19 protein-coding genes are annotated in these 15,226 nt (G+C 70.1%); 7 read left to right on the plus strand and 12 right to left on the minus strand.

Translation table 11 applies throughout. The annotated features are described in order from the left end of the window. The gene (locus DDF67_RS25710) at positions 1 to 141 is read right to left on the minus strand and encodes a hypothetical protein (protein ID WP_199229175.1); all 141 of its coding nucleotides are present in this window, start codon (positions 139 to 141) and stop codon (positions 1 to 3) included. Between the two features lie 178 nt (positions 142 to 319). Between DDF67_RS25710 and DDF67_RS06830 the strand changes: the two genes are divergently transcribed. Beyond that, the gene (locus DDF67_RS06830; RefSeq protein ID WP_109100158.1) at positions 320 to 589 is read left to right on the plus strand and encodes a hypothetical protein; all 270 of its coding nucleotides are present in this window, start codon (positions 320 to 322) and stop codon (positions 587 to 589) included. Between the two features lie 183 nt (positions 590 to 772). Here the strand turns inward: DDF67_RS06830 and DDF67_RS06835 are convergent, their stop codons facing one another. The 7 genes from DDF67_RS06835 to DDF67_RS06865 form a co-directional block, all read right to left on the minus strand. After that, the gene (locus DDF67_RS06835) at positions 773 to 982 is read right to left on the minus strand and encodes a cold-shock protein (protein ID WP_058348573.1); all 210 of its coding nucleotides are present in this window, start codon (positions 980 to 982) and stop codon (positions 773 to 775) included. 71 nt (positions 983 to 1,053) lie between these two features. Continuing rightward, entirely contained in the window at positions 1,054 to 2,838 is a 1,785-nt protein-coding gene (locus DDF67_RS06840; RefSeq protein WP_109100159.1) for an SLC13 family permease, read from the minus strand. Positions 2,839 to 2,944: 106 nt separating this feature from the next. Beyond that, positions 2,945 to 3,523 (minus strand): hypothetical protein, encoded by a 579-nt coding sequence (locus DDF67_RS06845; protein WP_109100160.1) that lies wholly within the window; start codon positions 3,521 to 3,523, stop codon positions 2,945 to 2,947. Further along, complete coding sequence (locus DDF67_RS06850) at positions 3,520 to 4,740, minus strand: CCA tRNA nucleotidyltransferase (RefSeq protein WP_109100173.1); 1,221 nt, start codon at positions 4,738 to 4,740, stop codon at positions 3,520 to 3,522. Before DDF67_RS06850 ends, DDF67_RS06845 begins: the two co-directional genes overlap by 4 nt. A 167-nt stretch (positions 4,741 to 4,907) precedes the next feature. Further along, a complete protein-coding gene (locus tag DDF67_RS06855; protein WP_109100161.1) occupies positions 4,908 to 5,564 on the minus strand; it encodes a CoA pyrophosphatase in 657 nt (218 codons plus the stop codon). Beyond that, complete coding sequence (locus tag DDF67_RS06860) at positions 5,561 to 6,136, minus strand: DUF1285 domain-containing protein (RefSeq protein WP_109100162.1); 576 nt, start codon at positions 6,134 to 6,136, stop codon at positions 5,561 to 5,563. Before DDF67_RS06860 ends, DDF67_RS06855 begins: the two co-directional genes overlap by 4 nt. A 45-nt stretch (positions 6,137 to 6,181) precedes the next feature. Continuing rightward, positions 6,182 to 6,703 (minus strand): GNAT family N-acetyltransferase, encoded by a 522-nt coding sequence (locus tag DDF67_RS06865; RefSeq protein ID WP_109100163.1) that lies wholly within the window; start codon positions 6,701 to 6,703, stop codon positions 6,182 to 6,184. Between the two features lie 264 nt (positions 6,704 to 6,967). Between DDF67_RS06865 and DDF67_RS06870 the strand changes: the two genes are divergently transcribed. Continuing rightward, positions 6,968 to 8,230 (plus strand): MFS transporter, encoded by a 1,263-nt coding sequence (locus DDF67_RS06870; protein ID WP_109100164.1) that lies wholly within the window; start codon positions 6,968 to 6,970, stop codon positions 8,228 to 8,230. A gap of 3 nt (positions 8,231 to 8,233) precedes the next feature. Here DDF67_RS06870 and DDF67_RS06875 read toward each other — a convergent pair whose 3' ends face one another. Continuing rightward, complete coding sequence (locus tag DDF67_RS06875; protein WP_109100165.1) at positions 8,234 to 8,713, minus strand: GNAT family N-acetyltransferase; 480 nt, start codon at positions 8,711 to 8,713, stop codon at positions 8,234 to 8,236. Between DDF67_RS06875 and DDF67_RS06880 the strand changes: the two genes are divergently transcribed. After that, positions 8,712 to 9,038 (plus strand): TfoX/Sxy family protein, encoded by a 327-nt coding sequence (locus DDF67_RS06880; RefSeq protein ID WP_109100166.1) that lies wholly within the window; start codon positions 8,712 to 8,714, stop codon positions 9,036 to 9,038. The genes DDF67_RS06875 and DDF67_RS06880 overlap by 2 nt on opposite strands. A 137-nt stretch (positions 9,039 to 9,175) precedes the next feature. On the opposite strand, the gene DDF67_RS06885 is transcribed toward DDF67_RS06880, so the two are convergent. Then, entirely contained in the window at positions 9,176 to 10,033 is an 858-nt protein-coding gene (locus DDF67_RS06885; protein WP_109100167.1) for an SDR family oxidoreductase, read from the minus strand. An 88-nt stretch (positions 10,034 to 10,121) separates the two neighbouring features. On the opposite strand from DDF67_RS06885, the gene DDF67_RS06890 reads away from it, so the two are divergent. Then, entirely contained in the window at positions 10,122 to 10,871 is a 750-nt protein-coding gene (locus DDF67_RS06890) for a class I SAM-dependent methyltransferase (RefSeq protein ID WP_233247566.1), read from the plus strand. Between the two features lie 157 nt (positions 10,872 to 11,028). Next, entirely contained in the window at positions 11,029 to 11,796 is a 768-nt protein-coding gene (locus DDF67_RS06895; protein ID WP_109100168.1) for a glucose 1-dehydrogenase, read from the plus strand. A gap of 21 nt (positions 11,797 to 11,817) precedes the next feature. Here the strand turns inward: DDF67_RS06895 and DDF67_RS06900 are convergent, their stop codons facing one another. Both DDF67_RS06900 and DDF67_RS06905 read right to left on the minus strand, forming a co-directional pair. Next, positions 11,818 to 12,612 carry a hypothetical protein gene (locus DDF67_RS06900; RefSeq protein ID WP_109100169.1) on the minus strand — a complete coding sequence of 265 codons (795 nt, stop codon included), beginning with the start codon at positions 12,610 to 12,612 and terminating at the stop codon, positions 11,818 to 11,820. 67 nt (positions 12,613 to 12,679) lie between these two features. Continuing rightward, on the minus strand, positions 12,680 to 13,276 hold the full coding sequence (locus tag DDF67_RS06905) for a dihydrofolate reductase family protein (protein WP_109100170.1): 597 nt from the start codon (positions 13,274 to 13,276) through the stop codon (positions 12,680 to 12,682). Between the two features lie 202 nt (positions 13,277 to 13,478). Between DDF67_RS06905 and DDF67_RS06910 the strand changes: the two genes are divergently transcribed. Then, positions 13,479 to 14,561 carry a site-specific DNA-methyltransferase gene (locus tag DDF67_RS06910; protein ID WP_109100171.1) on the plus strand — a complete coding sequence of 361 codons (1,083 nt, stop codon included), beginning with the start codon at positions 13,479 to 13,481 and terminating at the stop codon, positions 14,559 to 14,561. Between the two features lie 10 nt (positions 14,562 to 14,571). Then, positions 14,572 to 14,964: a hypothetical protein gene (locus tag DDF67_RS06915; RefSeq protein WP_109100172.1), complete on the plus strand. Its 393-nt coding sequence runs from the start codon at positions 14,572 to 14,574 to the stop codon at positions 14,962 to 14,964. The last annotated feature ends 262 nt before the right edge of the window (positions 14,965 to 15,226 follow it).

A 15,226-nucleotide genomic window follows, 5' to 3' on the forward strand; every position in this document is an offset into this window, starting at 1 on the left:
CTATTCGGGCGAGGGCTCACCCTCGTCAACGCGCTTGGCGGCCTTGGCGGCGGCTTTCTCCGCGGCCTTTTCGGCAGCCTTGGCGGCCTTCTGGCGCTCGCGTTCCTGGCGTTCGAAATTGTAGTTCGGCTTGCGGGCCATGCGGCTCCCCTTCGTAGATAGACCGCCCCGGCGAACGTCGGCCCGGCGCTCCGGGCAGGCGCGACCATCCTGCGGTAAAAGCGCTGGCGAACGCCTCTGTGTTCCTAATCTTCGCCGTGTTCGGGAGGAAAGGTCCAGAGACTATGGAGCGAACGGCCAAGCTGAGCGTTCCCTTCATATGCGTAAAAGTTCAGCCGTTCCGCGTACGGGCCAAGGCGCCCTGACCATCGCCCGCCAGAGCCAGGAGATCGCCTTCTCGCTGCTGGTGTCCAGCGGCCCGGCGGGCCGCCGCTCCGGCAAGGGCAGCCTTACGGGCGAGCCCGAGGCCATGCGCCAGGCCTTCCGGGCCGGCGACGCCCGCCTGACCCTCGACGACGGCACCGAACACCAGATCGCCATCGTCGCCCACACGGAGGGCGACGGCACGGCCTATTTCGAGCTGCGCTGAGCCGCCTCCCCCACCCGCGCGTCATCCCGGAAAGCGCGCAGCGCTCATCCGGGACCCAGGAGACTGGGCTCGGCGCATGGGTTCCCGCCCCAGCGGTAGCCGACGCATTGCGCCGGCCCCTGGGTCCCGGCTCCACCGCCCGCCTTCGCGGGCGTCCGGCCGCGATGACGACTTAAGGTGAACTCAAGCCCGCAGCTTGCCCGCCACCATCTGGCCGCTGAACGGGTCGCGTTCCAGCTCGTAGGCGATGATCTGGCCGTCCTCGAGCGGCGGCAGCCCCGCCCGCTCGACCGCGACCGCATTGACCCGGATCTCGGCCCCATCGTCGCCATCGGGCGCGATGTAGCCAAAGCCCTTGGCGGTGTCGAACCACAGCACAGTGCCCGTCGCCATCCGAGTACGCCCCTCGTCAGCCTTCGCGATGGAGGCGACTAGATCGGAGGTTGGGCGGCTTCGCAAGCGCCTCAACGCGAAGCGAGCGGCCAGACCAGCGCGATCAGGCCCGGCGCCGCCAGCAGGATCAGCAGGGACAGCGGCGCGCCCAGCCGGGCGTAGTCGCCGAACCGGTAGCCGCCGGGCCCCAGCACCAGGGTGTTGCACTGGTGTCCGACGGGGGTGAGGAAGTCGCAGCCGGCGCCCACCGCCACGGCCATCAGGAACGGATCGGGACTGAGGCCCAGGCGCTCGGCCAGGCCCAGGCCGATCGGGGCGACGATCAGCACGGTGGCTGCGTTGTTGAGGAAGGGCGTGGCCAGCATCGCCACCGCCATCATCGCCGTCAGGGTCAGAAGCGGCGGCATGCCGTCGAAGGCGCCCGACAGCCAGGCGGCGATCAGGTCGGTGCCGCCGCTCTTCTGGATGGTGTCGCTGACCGGGATCATCGCCGCCACCAGCACCAGCACCGGCCCCTCCAGCGAGGCGTAGGCCTCGCGCATGCGCAGGGCGCCGGTGGCCACCACCAGCACGGCGGCGGCGAAGAAGCCGGCCGCCACCGGCAGCACGCCCAGCGCCACCAGGGCCATGGCGCCCGCCAGTATGGCGGCGGGAAGAAGGGCGTGGCGCACCCCGCCCAGCCGCACCTCGCGCTCGGCCAGCGGCAGGCAACCCAGGGCCTGCAGGGCGCCGGGCAGCTGCTGCTCGCCGCCCTGCAGCACGAGGATGTCGCCGGCCTTCATGCGGATGGTCGCCAGGCGCCCGGCCAGCCGATAGCCCGCGCGGCTGACGCCCAGCAGGTTGACGCCGTAGGTCTCGTTCAGGGCCAGGCCCTTAGCGGTCTTGCCGATCAGGTCGCTTTCGGCGCCGATCACCGCCTCGACCACCCGCACCTCATCGGTCGGCTCGTCCATCACCACCGGCCGCTTGGCGTCGGACAGGCGCAGGTGCGCCTTGACGATCAGCTCGTTCAGCGCCTGCTGCTGGCCCTCCAGCAGCAGCACGTCGCCGGGCCGGATCTTGCGGTTGACGTGCGGCGAGGCGACCCGCTCGCGGCCGCGCAGTATTGCCACCACCGCCACGGCGTCTTCGGCCGCGCGCCGCAAGTCGCCGACCCGGTCCTGCTCGAAGGTCCAGCCCTCGGGGATCTCGACCTCGGTGACATAGGCGTTGGCGGCCAGGGCCGCGTCGATATCGACCGCCGCCTGGCGGCCGGCCGGCAGCAGGCGATAGGCGAAGGCCAGGTAGCCGATGGCCATCACCGTCAGGGCCGCGCCCACGGGCATGAAGTCGAACATGGCGAACGGCTTGCCCAGCGCTTCCTGCCGCACCTCCGAGACGATGATATTGGGCGAGGTGCCGACCAGCACGGCCAGCCCCCCGACCAGCGAGCCGAACGACATCGGCATCAGGATGCGCGAGGCCGGCACGCCGGTGTTCCTGGCCAGCCGCAGGGCCGAGGGCATCATCAGGGCCAGGGCCCCGACGTTCTTGGTGGCCATCGACAGCACCGCCGTGATCGCCGCCAGCACCGGCGCCTGGCTGCGGGCGGTCTTCAGGCGGGGCAGCAGCGGGGCCATCAGGGTGTCGACGATGCCCGAGCGCGATACCGCCGCGCTCAGCACAAGGGCGCTGGCGATGATGATGACGATGTCGTTGGAAAAGCCCTCGAAGGCGCTTTTCAGCGGGATCAGCCCCGAGACGACGCCTACGGCCAGGGCGCCCACGGCGATCAGGTCGTAGCGCCAGCGGCCCCAGATGAAGCACAGCACCGTGGCGCCGACCAGACCGAACGACAGTCCCTGCTGCAGCGTCAATCCGGCGCCCTCCCCCAAAGCTCAGCTCCGGAAAGGTAACGAGCGGAGGGGCGATCCGTTCAGTTGCGAACCCGCGCGGAGGACGCAAGCTGGGCCATGGACGTCCCTAACCCGGCTCCTGCTCGGTCCAGCACTTGGCGAGCTCCCGGCCGGCGACGTTCCACCAGCGCGCCAGGGGCGAGGCGTGGTCGCCGGTGGCGCTAAGACCCATGATCCAGCCGCCGCCTTCGCTGACCGCCTGGTAGCTCCAGAACGCGTAGAGGCCCGGGTCGGTCGAGGGCGGCTTGAGGTCTTCGGCGCCCAGGCCCGGCACGTCGGGACGCAGGGTCAGGGCCTCCATGCCCTTCAGCATCGCGGCCACGGCCGGGCAGGTGCGGGAGTCGGCCCAGACCAGGCCGCCGGCGCCCGACAGGTTTCCCCACGCCCGGCGAACCACCCAGCGACGGCCGCCCGTGTCGTCGCGCAGGGCGTAGAAGCTGCTCGACGACCAGGCGCGGCCGAGCGGCGCGGTCTCGTCGAGCGCGGCGAAGGGTTGAACGTCGTGGTGGCGGACCTTGCGGCTGACGGCCTGGGCGGCCTCGCCCTTGGCCACGTAGTCGGGCTTGGGAGGGGGCTTGGCGTCGGCCAGCGCCGCCTGCCCCGTCAGCAGCGCGACCAGGATCGCGACCGGCAGAGCCAGCCTCAAACCACCATGCCCTGGACCACCGCCTTCAGGCGCTCGATCACCGACAGCTTGTCTTCGATGAAGTCCTGGTCGATCCACCAGATCTCGACCTCGCGCATCACCTCGCCGACCAGCGGGCCCTTGGGCACGCCGGCGCGCATGACTTCCGCGCCGGTCATCGGGAAGCTCGGCGGGTCCCAGTTCTCGGCCAGGGCCAGCAGGGCGCGCCACTGCGAGGTGGCGGCCAGGCGGGTCGAGCCGGCCCAGGCCAGCTTCACCCGGTCGGTGAAGGTGCGCAGGCCAAGGGCGTAGACGGCGCGGCGGGCCTCGCGCGGGCTCATCCACGAGACGATGCGCGGCGAGGTCCCGACCGCCTCGATCAGCCGGTCCTTCAGGGCGTTCGAAAGGCGCAGGCGCTCGGCCAGCTCCCGGGCCAGCACGGCGTCGTCGGGGATCAGGGCGGCCAGCCGCAGCTCGACGTCGTTCTCGAACAGCTGCTCGGTCTCGATGGCGACCAGGCCGTCGAGGCGCGCCAGGGACTTCACGAACGGCAGGATCGCCGCCAGCACGCCGGTGGCCGCCATCAGCCGCAGGGCCGGACGGGGATCCTCGGCCGCCAGCAGTTTCAGGATTTCCTTCTGGGTGCGCTCGGCGGCGCGGCCCGAGACCAGGCCTTTAAGCGCCTTGCAGGCGGCCAGGGCCTTCTGGTCGGGCTCGCCCTTGCCGTACCAGGCCTGGAAGCGGAAGAAGCGCAGGATGCGCAGGTAGTCCTCGCGGATGCGGGTCATCGGCTCGCCGACGAACACCACCTTGCCGTCCCTGGCGTCCTGCACGCCCTGGCCGGTGGGATCGTACAGCCGGCCCTCGCCGTCGACATAGAGGGCGTTGAAGCGGAAGTCGCGGCGCTGGGCGTCCTCTTCCCAGGCGTGGGTGAAGGCCACCACCGCCCGGCGGCCGTCGGTGGAGACGTCGCGGCGCAGGGTGGTGATCTCGAACGGGATCTTGCCGGAGACGGCCGTGACCGTGCCGTGGTCGACGCCGGTGGGAATGGCCTTCAGCCCCGCCTCGCCCAGGGCCTCGATCACCTGGTCGGGCGTGAGCGTGGTGGCGATGTCGATATCGTCGACCGGCTTGTTCATCAGGGTGTTGCGCACGCAGCCGCCGACGAAGCGGGCGCAGCCCGGACGGCCCTTGGCCTCCAGGGCGGCGATCACCGCCTTGGTCTCGGGCCATGCCATCCACGGCGGCCGGCCGATGGTCTGGGTTTCCACGCGACATCCCCCTTTACGCAACGGCAGGCCGCCGCCCGTTGGCGCGAGCGGACGTCCTGCTTTCAAACGACTATTTCAGGGAATGGACGCTCGCGCCAAGTGCCGAAACGCGCTCGTCCCCAACTGTCGGAGGCTTACGCCTCGACCGTCGCGCTCTCGGGGTGCAGCCGCTCGTACAGCGCCCGCAGCATGCCCGCCGTCGCCCCCCAGATGAACCGCTCGTTCCACGGCATGGCGTAGAAGAACCGGCGGCCGGTGGGGGTGTCGCGATGCTGGCGCTGGTGGTTGGCCGGATCCATCAGGAAGTCGAACGGCGTCTCGAAGACGTCGGCCACCTCGTCGGGATTGGCCACCAGCTCGCAGTCGGGATCGACGAACCCGACCACGGGCGTGACGTGAAAGCCGGTCACCGTCGCATAGCCCTGGATCAGCCCGGCCACCTCGACGAAGCGGGGATCAAGGCCGACCTCTTCGTTGGCCTCGCGCAGGGCCGTGCCCCACGGCGTCTCGCCCGGATCGCAGCGGCCGCCGGGAAAGGCGATCTGGCCGGTGTGGCTGCGCAGGGTGTCGGACCGGCGGGTGAGGATGACGTTCAGGCTGCCTGGCCTCTGCACCAGGCCGATCAGCACGGCGGCCGGGCGCAGGGCGTGGGGATTGTCGATCTTCATCCCCGGATTGAGGTCGAAGTCCGAGCGCCAGTCGTTCTTCAGGCTGGGATCATAGGCCTCGATCGGGTCGAGCCGGCTCCTGATGAAGTCCCGCCGGGCGGCCGCGTTGCACTGGGGGATCATGCCCGGTCACCGAAGACAGGCCCCACTGGGAACCAGGCGCCGTTGGAGGCGACGCCGAAGCGCGGGCCCTCCGGGGTGTCGCGCTCGCTCGCCATCTCGACCAGTTCGTAGAACACCGGCCGGGCGATCAGCGCCTCCAGCCCCCGGCGCACGTGCAGATAGGGGCGCGGCTCGCCGGTGGCTGGGTCCTCCTCGACGCGAATGGCGTGATCGGGACCAGCCTCGACCTCGTCGCCGACATTGGTGACGAAGCGCAGGGCCTCGCCGTCGCGATCGACGCGCACGGCGATGAACGGAGCGTCCTCGACCGTGATCTTCATCTTCTCCACCGGGGTGACCAGGTGAAAGCCGTCGGGGTCGCGCCGCAGGATGGTCGAGAACAGCCGCACCAGGGCTTCGCGGCCGATCGGCGCGCCCTCGTGAAACCAGACCCCGTCCCTGGCGATGCGGATGTCGATGTCGCCGCAGTGCGGCGGGTTCCACAGGTGCACGGGCGGCAGGCCCTTGCCGCCGGCCGCTTTGGCGGCCTGGGCGACGCCGTCGAGTCCGGTTCTGGCTGTGTCCGCGGGCATGGACCTCAGTTAGGTCATGCGCGCGCCGGGCTCAAGCGATGCGGTTCAGGGAACCGCGACGCGGCCCTCGAAGCCCTCGTCGCCGCCGGGGACTAGGGCCTTCAGCAGCACGCGACGCTGGTCGGCCGGGCCGGGCATGACGACCTTGGCGGCCGGAGCAGCCGAAAAGCCGATGCGGCTGAAGTAAGGAGCGTCGCCGACCAGCAGCACGGCGCTCCAGCCGGCCTCCCCGGCAGCCTGGCAGGCGGCCTCGACCAGGGCCTGGCCCAGGCCTGCGCTGCGCTGCTCGGAATCGACGGCCAGCGGCCCCAGGAATGCGGCGGGCTTGCCGCCGATCGACACCGGCCATAGCCGCACGCTGCCGATCACCGTCCGTCCGCGCAGCGCCACGAACGAGCAGGCGTCGAGCTTGTGATTGCCCTCGCGCAGCCGCTCGGACGACTTGGCGAAGCGGCCCGGGCCGAAGGCGCGATCGACCAGCGCCTCGACGGCGGCGGCGTGATGGGCGGCCTCGATCTCGATCGAGGGGGCGTCTTGCGGAACGAGAACGGCGGAGGAAGCGGTCATGAACGACGGGGATCCGGGTGCGAACAGGGGATTTATCCCCGGCGCGTGACGCGGCCGCGACGGCCGCCGTTCCCGGGGTGGCTTTAGGCGCGGACGGCGGTCCGCGCGGCGCAGGTTCGTCGTTGGCGTCGCATCGGCGGCGCTCTCCCCGTGGCAGAGGCGCGCGGCATAGGGCGCTATGACCCCCGCGTCAACGAAATCGACGCACCTATGAGACAAACGCGATTGCGACGCTTCGTCTCAAGGAGCAGGGTCCGCGCCGAAATGTCAGACCCCGCCGCCCTCCCCGCCGATCCCGACACCTCGACCCGCGCCCTGCTGCGCGAGCGCGACTACCTGATGTTCTGGGGGGCGCGGTTCGTCGGCACCCTGGGCGTGCAGATCCAGGCCGTGGCCCTGGGCTGGCAGGTCTACGCCATCGCCCGCCAGACCATGTCGGTCGGCGAGTCGGCCTTCATGGTCAGCATGATCGGCCTGGCGCAGTTCGTGCCGCTGTTCCTGCTGACACTGATCGCCGGCGAGACCGCCGACCGTCGCAGCCGCAAGCACATCGCCATGATCACCCTGGGCGTAGACACCATCAGCGTGCTGGTCCTGCTGTTCATGGCCGTGCGCGGCATCCATGCCCTGTGGCCGATCTTCACCATGGCGGTGTTCTTCGGAGCCAGCCGGGCCTTCATGTCGCCGGCCGTCAGCGCCATGGGGCCGATGCTGGTGCCGCGCCCGCTGCTGCCGCGCGCCATCGCCTGGAACTCGCTGGCCTGGCAGAGCGCCTCGATCGCCGGCCCGGCGCTGGGCGGCCTGTTGCTGGTGCACTCGGCGGGCCTGGCCTTCGGCGGCGCCGCCGTCCTCTATGTCGTCGGCCTGGTCCTGCTGTCGGCGATCCGCAAATCGACCACCCCCGTGGCACAGCCGGGCTCGCGCCTGGAGCTGATCCAGGAGGGGCTGGCCTATGTGTGGAACAACAAGATCGTCTTCGGCTCGATCTCGCTGGACCTGTTCGCGGTGATCCTGGGCGGGGCCACGGCCCTCTTGCCGGTGTTCGCCCGCGACGTGCTGCACATCGGTCCCGGCGGCTTTGGCCTGCTGCGCGCCTCGCCGGCCATCGGGGCGACGGCGGTGGCGATCTACCTGGCCAGCAACCCGATCCGCCGCCACGCCGGCCGGATCATGTTCGCGGGCGTGGCCGTGTTCGGCGCGGCCACCGTCGTCTTTGGCCTGTCCAAGCTGGTCTGGCTGTCGGTCGGCGCCCTGGCGATCCTGGGCGGGGCCGACATGCTGTCGGTCTATGTCCGCCAGACCCTGGTGCAGCTGGTCACGCCCGACGCCATGCGCGGTCGGGTCTCGGCCGTCTCGGGCGTGTTCATCAGCGCCTCCAACGAATTGGGCGAGGTCGAGAGCGGCGCGGTCGCCTGGCTGCTGGGCCCCGTCGGCGCGGCGGTGTTCGGGGGCATCGGCGCCATCGGCGTCACCGGCCTGTGGGCCTGGCTGTTCCCCGCGCTGCGCAAGGCGGACCGGCTGGAATAGGCCTCAGGCCTGGGCCAGCCGCTCCAACGCCTCGCCGGTCATCCGGCGCACGGTCCACTCGTCCATCGCCGCCGCGCCGAGGCTGTCATAGAACGCGATCGAGGGGGCGTTCCAGTCGAGCACCGCCCATTCCAGCCGGCCCAGGTTCTCGGCGATGCAGCGGCGGGCCAGATTGGCCAGCAGCGCCTTGCCAGCGCCCGCGCCGCGCGCGGCCGGCCGCACGAACAGGTCTTCCAGATAGATGCCGTGGCGGCCCACGAAGGTCGAGTAGTTGTAGAACCAGATGGCGATCCCCACCGGCTCGCCATCGAGCAGCGCGATGTCGCAGAACGCCTTGGGCGCATCGCCGAACAGGGCGGCCTCGATGTGGGCTTGCGTGGCCTCCACCTCGTGCAGCAGCTTCTCGTATTCCGCCAGGTCGCGGACGAGCGACAGGATCAGGGCGGCGTCGGCGGGCGCGGCGGAACGGACGGTGACGGGCATGGCGGTCTCGGAAGACTTTCTGGAATTCGTGCTGGAGCAGCTGGCCCCGGTGGGACAGCTCAAACCCAAGCGGATGTTCGGCGGCGTCGGTCTCTACGCGAACGGCCTGTTCTTCGCGATCCTCGACGACGACACCCTCTACCTGAAAGGCGACGCGCAGCTCAAACCCCAGTTCGAGGCCGCCGGAAGCCACGCCTTCGACCCCTTCGGCGAGGGCAAGCCCATGGCCTACTGGAGCGCCCCGGCCGAGGCCATGGACGATCCGGACCTGCTGGTGGAGTGGGCGCGGCTGGCCCTGGCCGTGGCGGGGCGGAAGAAGCGGTGAGCCTTCTTACCCGGGCCTTCCCCCGTAAAATCCCCGCGAAAGCGGGGACCCAGGTGTTTTGTCGTCGAGCGTCCTGGACTCCAGAAAAAGCCTAGGTCCCCGCTTTCGCGGGGATTTTACGGGTGGTGGGTCGAGAGCTAACCGATCACCACTCCCGGCGGCGGCTCGCTGTCTTCCGGCACGAAGAAGTCGGGCATCAGGCTGGCGGTGGGGTCGACGCGGTACTTGTCGAAGTCGCGCACGCCCTCGCCATAGAGGAACGTGTCGTCGATCAGGAACTGGCCGGTGAACCCCCGCGAGGGCTTTTCGAAGATCGCGTGGGCGGCGTCGGCCATGATCTCGGGGGTGCGGCAGTGGCGCAGGCCCTCCTCGCCGGTCAGGGCGAACTGGATGGCGGCGGTGGCGATGCCGGTGCGCGGCCACAGGGCGTTGAAGGCGACGCCGTCAGCCTCGAACTCCTTGGCCATGCCCAGCACGCACATCGACATGCCGAACTTGGCCATGGTGTAGGCCACGTGGCCGCCGAACCACCGCGGGCTCATGTCGAGCGGCGGCGACAGCATCAGCACGTGCGGGTTGGCCGCCTTCTTCAGGTGCGGAATGCAGGCCTTCGACGTCAGGAACGTGCCGCGCGTATTGACCTGGTGCATCAGGTCGTAGCGCTTCATGTCGGTCGACAGCGTGCCGGTCAGCGAGATCGCCGAGGCGTTGTTGACCAGGATGTCGATGCCGCCGAAGCGCTCGACCGCCTGGTCGACGGCCGACTGCACGCTGGCCTCGTCGCGTACGTCGACCACCAGCGGCAGGGCCTGGCCGCCGGCCGCAGCGATCTCGTCGGCGGCGGTGTAGATGGTGCCCGGCAGCTTGGGGTGCGGGTCGGCGGTCTTGGCCGCGACCACCACATTGGCCCCGTCGCGCGCGGCCCGCAGCGCGATGGAAAGGCCGATGCCCCGGCTGGCCCCGGTGATGAACAGCGTCTTGCCCGAGAGGCTCATGGCGCTCCCTCCGTTGTTGGTTGGCGCCACCCTAAGGCCGAACAGGCCCCTCTTGCAGCCCCGCGATTCTCGCAACATATAAAGTTACATGAACGACGACCGGCCGGCGGGCGTCGACCATGGCGGAGCCCTGCCCATGCGAACCGACGACGGATCCAAGCACTTCCTGGCCGCCTTCTCCGACCCGGCGGCCGTGGCCCGCTACGCCGAGGGGCCGCCGCGCTTCGTGCCGGGCTTCCACGACCTGCACCGGATGTGCGGGGTGATGCTGGCCGAGCGTGCGCCTAACAACGCCCGCGTGCTGGTGGTCGGGGCCGGCGGCGGGCTGGAGCTGAAGGCCCTCGCTGAAGCACACCCAGGCTGGACCTTCGTGGGCGTCGACCCCGCCGCCGAGATGCTGCGCGGCGCGCAGCGCCTGCTGGGGCCGCTGAACGACCGGGTCGAGCTGGTCGAGGGCTATGTCGAGGACGTGGCCGAGCGCGATTTCGATGCGGCGACCTGCCTGCTGACCCTGCATTTTCTGGGGCGCGACGAACGCCTGCGCACCGAGCGCGAGATCCGCCGGCGGCTGAAGCCCGGCGCGCCGTTCGTGGCCGCTCACGGCAGCTTTCCGCAGGACCCCGCCCAGCGCGACGCCTGGCTTGACCGCTATGCCGCCTTCGCCATCGCCTCCGGCTTCGATCCGGTGCAGGCCAGGGGCGCCCGCGACGCCGTGTCGGCCAGCGTCAACATGCTGAGCCCCGATGAAGACGAGGCCATATTGCGCGAGGCCGGCTTCACCGACGTGACCCTGTTCTACGCGGCCTTCACCTGGCGAGGCTGGGCGGCGTACGCGTGAGGGGCAAACTAATGAAAATGGTTCAGTAGTCTGTTGCAATATATGAGCCTAATCGCGAGCAATGGCATGCAGTAGCTGTGTCCCCGTCGCATTCACGGACGGCCGGCGCCAGGCCAGTCGTCGTGGCGACGTTCAGCAACGCGACGCGGAGCCCCGAATGAACCCGATCTACGACTTCAAGGGCCAGGTGGCGCTGGTGACCGGCGCGGCCAAGGGCATGGGGCTGGCGACCGCCCGGGCGTTCGCCGCCGCCGGCGCGTCGGTGGTGCTGGTCGACCTCGACGGCGCGCTGGCCGAGCGGGAGGCCGGGCGCATCGTCGAGCAAGGCGGCCAGGCGATCGGCCTGGCCTGCGACGTCTCGGACGAAGCCCAGGCCGCGGCGGCGATCGATCGGGCGGTGGCCGAATACGGGCGCCTCGACATGGCGTTCAACAACGCCGGCATCCAGGTTCCGCCGTCCGACGCCGCCTTCGAGCCGCTCGACAATTTCGAGCGGGTCACCGCCGTCAATCAGCGCGGCGTGTGGGCGTGCATGAAGCACGAACTGAGGGTGATGCGGCAGCAGGGCTCGGGCGCGATCGTTAACTGCTCGTCCCTGGGCGGCCTGGTCGGCCTGCCCGAGCGCGCCGCCTATCACGGCGCCAAGCACGCCGTTCTAGGCATGACCAAGAGCGCGGGCGTCGAGTATGCGCCGCGCGGAATCCGCATCAACGCCGTCTGCCCCGGCGTCATCGATACGCCGATGGTTCAGGACATGCTCGCGGGGCAGACCGAGGCCATGGCCGGGATCATGAAAGAGCAGCCGATCGCCCGCCTCGGACGGCCTGAAGAAGTCGCCGCCGCCGTCCTGTGGCTGTGCAGCCCCGCGGCGAGTTTCGTCGTCGGCGTCGCCTTGCCGGTGGACGGAGGCTTCACCGCGCACTGAGGCCTCGGCGGCGGGTTCGGATCACTTGCGCGCGGCGGCTTGCCAAGGCGCCGGGACGCTCGCCGGGCGCCAGCACGGGTCGAGCGCGGTCGCCAGGCCGTCGGCCCAGACCGCCGGCGACTTCTCGGCCAGCCAGCCGCGATAGGTGGTCAGCCGCCTCTGGTCCTGAATCTCGACCTTCACGATGTCGGCGTGCAGCACCAGGCTGAGCTCGGCGGACGGCTTGGGATCGGCGACTGCGTCGGGGACCCAGGCGGCCTCGGCCGACTTCTTCAGGGCCTCGGTCGCGCCGGGGCAGGTCTGCAGGTCCGCCTCGACCCATTCGGGCCCGATCTGGCCCAGGGCCGCACGGATCTGGTCGGGCGAGGTCGCCTTGCGCTCGACCAGCTGGCTGACCAGGCGCACCCCGCGCTGGCGCGGCCGGGTCATGCCCTCCGGGGCTGGCGCGCGCACCATCCGCGCCCTCAGCCGCGCGGCGCACTGATCCTTGGAGACCGTCTCGCCGTCGACGCAGCCCGCGGCGATCGCGATCGCATAGACCGGCCAGCCATAGTCGTCGCCGGTATAGGTGATCCGCACGATCGAGCGATCGGAGACATAGGGCGAGGGAAAGAAGCGCGCAGGGTCGAAGGCGATCCGCCCGACCGCCTCGCGCACGTCGGCGACGCTGGCCCCCTGGTCTTGGGACGCCTGATCCAGGGACGCCTGGGCCTGGGGCGTCAGGGCCCGAGGCGACTGGGCCCGAGGCGTCTGGGCGTAAGCCGCCTGGCCGGAAACGGCGATCGCGAGCCCGAGGGCGAGGGTTGAGAGGCGCATGACCACAACCCTGCCTCACAGGCGCCGCCATCCGCAATGGCCCCGCCGTGACGTATCCGCTGCTCGTTCACGCCTCCGCCCCGTCGGGCGATGAGAGCGGCCGCGCACCTCCCCGCCCCAGGCCTCGCCCCGGCTTGGCCGGCGGCAGTTCATAGTCCAGCCGCACCACGCCCATGGCCAGGGAGGCCGCGCCGCGCAGGACGAGGCCGCGCGGCGCGCCGCTGCGTTCGGGAAACAATCGCGGCCCCTCGCCCAGCAGCACCGGCGCGATCAGCAGCGACAGGCGGTCGAGCGCCCCCTCCTCGGCGAAGGCGGCCAGCAGGCCCGGGCCGCCGACCACCCAGGCGTCCCCGTCTTCCAGACCGCGCAGGCGGTCGACCAGGGCGGGCACGCCCTCGCGCCAGAACTTCACGCCCCGCTGCACCGGATCGCCCCGCCGCGAAGTGACGACGAAGCCGCGCTTGCCGGCATAGGGCCAGCCCATGCCGAGGCTGGGAATCTGGTCGTAGGTCGTGCGCCCCATGACCACCGTGCCGACGAGGTCGATGAAGGCGCCGTAGCCGGGGTCCACCTTGCGGAACGGCGCCAGCCATTCGACCCCGCCGCCGGCGTCGGCGACCCGGCCGTCGAGGCTGGACGCGATGAACCCACGGATCAGCGCCATGCCCCTTCACCTCCCCCAAGGTTTCCACAGCGCCCGCGCATTTCGCGCCTCGGTCGAGTTCACGATAGAGAACATTTGCAGAACATCAAGCACTGTTAACCGCTTTTCGAATCGCGATTAACCAGTGGCTAACCATGACCGTTCATTCCCGGGTAACCACGGGACTCCATGATTCCGTTGGGTGTTTTGCAAGGAAGCGGACATGTCGTTCGGGCCGGAAACCATCATTCAGGGCGATTGCATCGAGGCGATGAACGCCCTGCCCGAAAAGTCGGTCGACCTGATCTTCGCCGATCCGCCCTACAACCTTCAACTCGGCGGCGACCTGCTGCGCCCGGACAATTCCAAGGTCGACGCGGTCGACGACCACTGGGACCAGTTCGAGAGCTTCGCCGCCTACGACAAGTTCACCCGCGAGTGGCTGAAGGCCGCCCGCCGCGTGCTCAAGGACGACGGCGCGATCTGGGTGATCGGCAGCTATCACAACATCTTCCGCGTCGGCGTGGCGGTGCAGGACCTGGGCTTCTGGATCCTCAACGACGTCATCTGGCGCAAGACCAACCCGATGCCCAACTTCAAGGGCACCCGCTTCGCCAACGCCCACGAGACCCTGATCTGGGCCTCCAAGAGCCAGAACGCCAAGCGCTACACCTTCAACTACGACGCCCTGAAGATGGCCAATGACGAAGTGCAGATGCGCTCGGACTGGACCATCCCGCTGTGCACCGGCGAGGAGCGCATCAAGGGCGCCGACGGGTCCAAGGCCCACCCGACCCAGAAGCCCGAAGCCCTGCTCTACCGGGTGATCCTGTCGACGACCAAGCCGGGCGACGTGATCCTGGATCCGTTCTTCGGCGTGGGCACCACGGGCGCGGCCGCCAAGCGCCTGGGCCGCAAGTTCATCGGCATCGAGCGCGAGGCCGAATATATCGAGCACGCCAGGACCCGCATCGCCCAGGTGACGCCGATCGCGCCCCAGGACCTGGAGATGACCGGCTCCAAGCGCGCCGAGCCGCGCGTGCCGTTCGGCGTCATCGTCGAGAACGGCCTGCTGCACCCGGGCGACACCCTCTACTGCGCCAAGGGCGCCCACGCGGCCAAGGTGCGCCCCGACGGCTCGATCGCGGTCGGCGACCTGACCGGCTCGATCCACAAGATCGGCGCCATGGTGCAGTCGGCCCCGGCCTGCAACGGCTGGACCTACTGGCACTTCAAGACCGACGCGGGCCTGGCGCCCATCGACGTGCTGCGCGCCCAGGTGCGTGCGGCCATGCCGCACGCCTGATCGCCTTCAAGTGAAGGAAGGCCCCATCGGCGTTCGCCGCTACTGGACGATCGGCTGCCTGGCCATCGTTCTGACGGTGCTGTGCGTATCCGCCTTGCCCGAAACCGGCGCGACGTGGATCTGGCTGGGCCGGGCGATCGAGCTGGTCGGCTGCGCCATCCTGCTGGTCGTCGCCCGCCGTCGCCTGGGCCCGCGCGCCAACCTCGCCTTCATCGGCCCGGCCGTGGGGCTGGTGCTGGTCTGGGCGGTGCTGGGCTGGCTGCTGATCGGCGGCCCCGAGGGCTTCTCGGCCACCTTCGACGCCGCCGCCCTCGGCGCCTCGCTGCTGGGCCTGGAGATGGGCGCCCTGCTGCAATTCCTGGTCGTCGGGTTCTTGGGCCAGGGCGGCCGGACGAAAGTCTAGGTCCTTCTCCCCCTGCGGGCGTGTTGCTTAAAACGGCGGATCGTCGAGGTTGAGGTGGCGGACGGGCGGCCGAAAGGCTGATGAGCCACTCTGGAGGCTCTTTTGCCGGGCGGAGGGGGCTTTTTTCCAGACTGCAGACGCAGTGAGCCCCTGGAAGCCTCCGCTCAGGTCGCGGTGAGTGCGGTCCAGCGGCGCAGGTTGAAGGCGATGGCGGCCATCAGGACTTGGGCGCGGGCCTTTGTCAGGCCGACATAGCGGATGA

Origin of the sequence: Caulobacter endophyticus, assembly GCF_003116815.1 — a bacterium.
GTDB lineage: Bacteria > Pseudomonadota > Alphaproteobacteria > Caulobacterales > Caulobacteraceae > Caulobacter > Caulobacter endophyticus.